This window comes from Lancefieldella parvula DNF00906, assembly GCF_000758945.1.
GTDB lineage: Bacteria > Actinomycetota > Coriobacteriia > Coriobacteriales > Atopobiaceae > Lancefieldella > Lancefieldella parvula_C.
In genome coordinates this window covers 1-5,211 of record NZ_JRND01000040.1, presented here as the reverse complement: position 1 = coordinate 5,211, position 5,211 = coordinate 1, and the positions used below count along the sequence as shown (strand labels likewise).

The window sequence follows — 5,211 nt, the reverse complement described above, 5'->3', positions numbered from 1 at the left end:
CTCTTTTGTTGTTGCACTTGCAATGAGAATTCAAGTCTGTTTGTTAAGAATTTCTCCAACTTTAGAATCAAGTGCCATCATATGCCCCTTTCAAACGCAAATATTTTGGCGAGAAGTACTTGTATGCGCTCGCCATCCGTTGTATACGATACCCACGCCATACTGATTTAGACAGCACACCGCAGAGTTTCATATAAGAGTGCTGCCGCCTAAAGCTGTATATACTCCAGTCACATAACAGCACGTAAACCGTGACGCAAGCTCTCTAATCGCGCGTAAGTTTGCGGTGAAGGCGGTGCGGACTTGCGGCTTCAGGCCCAAGGCGTTTCTCGCGATCAGCCTGGTACGATGCAAAGTTGCCTTCAAACCAATGCCAGTGCCCGGGATTTTCGTCCGTGCCCTCCCACGCCAAGATATGTGTGGCAATGCGATCCAAAAACCAACGGTCGTGACTGGTAACTACCGAGCATCCCGGGAAACGCTCAAGAGCCGCTTCCAAGCTTTCCAAGGTTTCGATATCAAGGTCATTGGTAGGCTCATCCAAAAGCAGCAAATTTCCCCCCTGCTTGAGCGTAAGAGCCAAGTTCAGACGGTTCCTCTCGCCCCCGGAAAGTACACCGGCGCGCTTTTGCTGATCGGAACCTTTGAAACCAAAACTTGCCACATAGGCGCGGCTGGGGATTTCCGTATCCCCCACCTTGATAAAGTCATTACCGTCGGAAACCACTTCCCATAAGGTCTTATTTGGATCAATGCCGGAGCGCAGCTGGTCAACATAGGACAGCTTGACGGATTCACCTACTTCAAGTGCACCGGAATCAAGAGGCTCCTGCCCCACGATCATCTTAAAGAGCGTTGACTTTCCCACGCCGTTAGGGCCAATGACACCGACGATACCATTGCGCGGTAAGCTAAAGGAAAGATCGTCGATAAGCACATGATCGCCAAACGCCTTATGTAAATGACTAGCGTCCAGGACTTTTTGTCCCAAGCGTGGCCCCACAGGAATCTGAATTTCAGTGAAATCAAGCTTCTTCGACGCACGGGCCTCTGCTTCCATCTGCTCGTAGCGATCAAGTCGTGCACGGTTCTTTGCTTGGCGGGCTTTGGGAGACGAGCGGACCCAATCCAACTCTGCCCGCATTTTCTTGGCACGTTTGGCATCTTGCTGATTTTGTGCTTCAAGTCGTGCGGCCTTATTCTCCAGATACGTTGAATAATTGCCCTCATAGGGATAGAGCTGCCCACGATCAACTTCGCAAATCCATTCCGCAACATCATCAAGGAAGTAGCGATCATGCGTTACAGCCATAACGGCACCGGGATAATCGTGGAGGAATTTTTCAAGCCAGAGCACGGACTCTGCGTCCAAATGATTTGTTGGCTCATCCAAAAGCAGCAAGTCAGGAGCCTCAAGCAACAGGCGACACAGCGCCACACGGCGACGCTCGCCACCGGAAAGATGTGCCACTGGGGCGTCCGAATCCGGACACTGTAGTGCATCCATCGCCTGCGAAAGCCGACTGTCCAAGTCCCAACCGTCGGCGGCATCAATCTCTGTCTGCAACTGCCCCATCTCTACCATCAGGGCATCAAAGTCCGCATCAGGGCTAGACATTTCTTCGCCTATTGCGTTAAAACGGGCAATCTGAGAAAGAAGCTCGCCAAACGCCTGCTCAATATTTTCCTTGACGGTCTTATCTTCATCAAGCGGAGGCTCCTGCTGAAGAAGTCCCACCGTAAAGCCCGGTGTCAAACGGGCTTCTCCATTGGAAAGCGTCTCAAGACCGGCAATGACTTTAAGGAGTGTAGACTTACCCATACCGTTAGGGCCGACAACACCAATCTTTGCCCCAGGATATACACCGACGGTGACATCATCGAGGATGACTTTATCTCCGACTGCTTTACGTGCTTGGTACATTTGATAAACAAACTCTGCCATGGTATATTTCCTTTGATCTGACCATACCATCGACACTGCAACAGACGTGTCGAGAAGAACATACATGGTAGGCACGCGGACGCATTTCTCGTTTTATTATCGCATGAAGGAGCAAAAGAGGGAAAACAGGTTGACATAACCATATGGCACAGAGTCTTTTGCAATATGGACGTTATACATATCTCACGAATTAATCGAAGAAGAAGAACTATCATTTTTATAGTCATTTTGAGGCATACGGAATGTCTCAACTGAAAGGAGTGGGAAATGGCACGTATCTTTATTAGTCCAAGCAAGTACATTCAAGGTCCGGGGGAGCTTGCCAAGCTGGGAGAATATACTCAAGCCTACGGAAAGAGCGCACTTGTCATCATCACGGCCGGTGGACTTAAGCGCTCCGGCGATGTGATTTCAAAGAGTTTTGAGGATGCAAAAGTTGAACTTCATTATGACAATTTTAATGGAGAGTGCTCACAGGCTGAGATTGACCGCCTTGTGCAGGTGCTTGATGCCTGTGGCGCCGAAGTGGTAGTCGGTGTCGGTGGCGGTAAAATCTTTGATACCGCAAAAGCCGTGGCCGCTACAAAAGATCTTCCTGTCATTATCGTGCCAACCATTGCAGCCACGGACGCACCATGCTCTGCCCTTTCTGTCATTTACACTGACGAAGGTCAATTCAAAGAGTATCAATTCTTTAAGCAAAATCCTAACCTGGTACTTATGGACACCGAGGTAATTGCCAAGAGCCCCGTTCGCTTGACCGTCTCTGGCATGGGCGATGCACTTGCCACATTTTTTGAAGCTCGCGCATGCCAGCGCTCCGATGCAGGTACATGCGCTGGCGGCAAAGTTACCAATGCCGCAATGGCTTTGGCAACACTTTGCTATGAGACCCTTATGGACGAAGGCGTTAAAGCTAAGCTTGCACTTGAAGCAGGTGCTTGTACGGAAGCTGTCGAGAAGATCATCGAGGCAAATACGCTGCTTTCCGGCCTTGGCTTTGAATCAGCAGGTCTCGCAGGTGCCCACGCCATTCACAACGGCCTGACTGCCATGAGCGAAACGCATGCCATGTACCATGGAGAAAAGGTTGCCTTCGGCACGATTACACAGCTCGTTCTTGAGAATGCTGATGAGCTCTACGATGTTCTTGATTTCTGCGTTGAGATTGGATTGCCCGTTACCTTCAAGCAGCTTGGCGTAACGGATGTTACCTATGAGCGCGTACTTGAAGTGGCTACGCTTGCATGCGCTGAAAATGACACGCTTCATAACATGCCGTTTGAAGTCACACCCGAGAAGGTTGCAAATGCTCTCTTGGCCGCCGATGCATATGGTCGCGCAGCTTTAGGTGCATAACCATCAAAAAATTAAGATTCTCGTAAGGATATCCTTACCGCACGTACCATTGGCAGAAGGGGCCACAAAACCTCTTCTGCCACACTTGGTAAATACCGAAACTTCTTAAATTGAATATAAAAAAGAAGCGAAAGCAATGGCTCAAACAGATTCGTAAGCAGTCATACAACTGATATAAACAGCACATGACAAACTCACCATAACGTCATTAACTCTTAATCTATTCTTAAGAAAACGACACTCCGAGCGAACTATACTATTTAGAAGAGCAGCCAGAAATGCAATACACAAGGAGGTTTGTCATGGGGATGTTACTTCTGCTTTTTTATTTTCCCGTCATATTCGTTGCGGCCATTTTTGGCTATACGATCGAATCCCTCGAGGCTTTAGTTAATTCTTGGGCCTTTCCTATCGCTATCTTGATTTTTATTGCGTGGGTTATCGTGGCAATCAGTCTTATACGCACACTTATTTGGTGGCTCAAGGACAGAAAGAACCACGTGATAACGAAGAAGCGTTTTTACCTTCCGGCCACATTTACCGTTATCGCCCTTGCGCTAACATTTTTTGACATATGGCTTGCGATTAATGTTGTTTCGGGAGTGCACATCAAACCCTAATGAAGCGATGTTGGTCAAAATTTCCGTATAAAAGACCTTACTGCACGTTCAGCCGCAGTCGAAACGTCTTCCGGTGTCCTTTTCATGCATTCTTCTAACGAAAGACCCGCTGGTGCTGACGCAAAAACTTGTTGAATACCGACCTCATGTACTTTGGAGATATCCTCTGTATGTGATCCCACAACGGCATACGTTGGAATACCTTGCAGCGCCGCACGTCGTGCAACCCCTACCGGCGCTTTTCCATACGCCGTTTGGTTGTCCATACGACCTTCTCCGGTAATTACCAAGTTGACACCTTGTAGTTGCTCGTCAAAGTGAACGGCATCGAGAAGAGCCTGAATACCCGACATCGCCGCAGCACCGCAAAATGAAAGAAGTCCAAAACCAAGTCCACCTGCCGCACCGGCTCCGGTTGACAATGCATGATTATCTTTTGTAGCAGCCGATACCGTGTGAGCGTAGTGCCGCATCCGGTCGTCATACTCACGCAGACGCGAGAAAAGAAGTCCTTTCTGTGGTCCAAAGGTATAAATGGCACCGTGTTTTCCAGAAAGCGGGTTATTGACATCGCTCAGGGCAATAATTTCAGTATCATACACGCGCCTATCAAAGTGGCTCATATCAACATGAGCAATATACGGCAGACCTTCTAGACCTCGAATAACCTGTTTTCCCGACGTATCTAAAAACAGCGCACCGAGAGCCTCAGCCATCCCGCATCCGCCATCAGAAGTAGCGCTTCCACCAAGGCCAACATATATTCGATGGACACCAAGGTCTAGAGCCGCTCGAAGTAATTGCCCCACTCCATACGTTGAAGCTCGTCTCGCATCCTCATCAGTACAGCTCGAAAACCTTATGCCCGCAGCTTCTGCCGTCTCAACCACGGCGCACCCATTGGGAAGCATGCCAAGCCGAGCAACAATAGGGCGTCCAAAGGGATCTTCTACCTGCACTGATTTAACCTTGCCACCACATCCAGAGACAAACGCATCAACGGTTCCTTCACCTCCATCGGCGATAAGAACTTTCTTTATCTGCGCATGAGGCAATGCACGGAGCACACCAGCCTCAAGATACTTCTCTATGGCTTCACTTGATGCCGAGCCCTTAAATGAATCCGCTGCGAGAAGAACGGAGAACTCTGTTCTGGAAGAACTTTCAGCCGGAGATTTCATCGCAAAAGACATCCTTTATGACCTTGAATTCTCAAAGCAAGTGCAACGTTTGGTGATGGTAGACTTCCCAAGGGCACTTCCAACCCAGACGCTTACGTGGTCTCAG

General features: G+C 48.9%; 4 protein-coding genes. 2 read left to right on the top strand and 2 right to left on the bottom strand.

Features of this window, described 5'->3' with window-relative positions; translation table 11 throughout:
• Positions 1-265: 265 nt before the first annotated feature.
• On the bottom strand, positions 266-1,945 hold the full coding sequence (gene ettA, locus HMPREF1647_RS06715; RefSeq protein WP_035433317.1) for an energy-dependent translational throttle protein EttA: 1,680 nt from the start codon (positions 1,943-1,945) through the stop codon (positions 266-268).
• A gap of 267 nt (positions 1,946-2,212) precedes the next feature.
• Here ettA and HMPREF1647_RS06710 point away from each other — a divergent pair, with 267 nt between their 5' ends.
• Both HMPREF1647_RS06710 and HMPREF1647_RS06705 read left to right on the top strand, forming a co-directional pair.
• Positions 2,213-3,304, top strand: a complete 1,092-nt coding sequence (locus tag HMPREF1647_RS06710) for a glycerol dehydrogenase (protein WP_035433313.1) — start codon at positions 2,213-2,215, stop codon at positions 3,302-3,304.
• 302 nt (positions 3,305-3,606) lie between these two features.
• Positions 3,607-3,924: a hypothetical protein gene (locus tag HMPREF1647_RS06705; RefSeq protein WP_035433311.1), complete on the top strand. Its 318-nt coding sequence runs from the start codon at positions 3,607-3,609 to the stop codon at positions 3,922-3,924.
• Positions 3,925-3,938: 14 nt separating this feature from the next.
• Here the strand turns inward: HMPREF1647_RS06705 and HMPREF1647_RS06700 are convergent, their stop codons facing one another.
• Positions 3,939-5,105: a glycerate kinase family protein gene (locus HMPREF1647_RS06700; RefSeq protein WP_035433308.1), complete on the bottom strand. Its 1,167-nt coding sequence runs from the start codon at positions 5,103-5,105 to the stop codon at positions 3,939-3,941.
• Positions 5,106-5,211 lie beyond the last annotated feature (106 nt).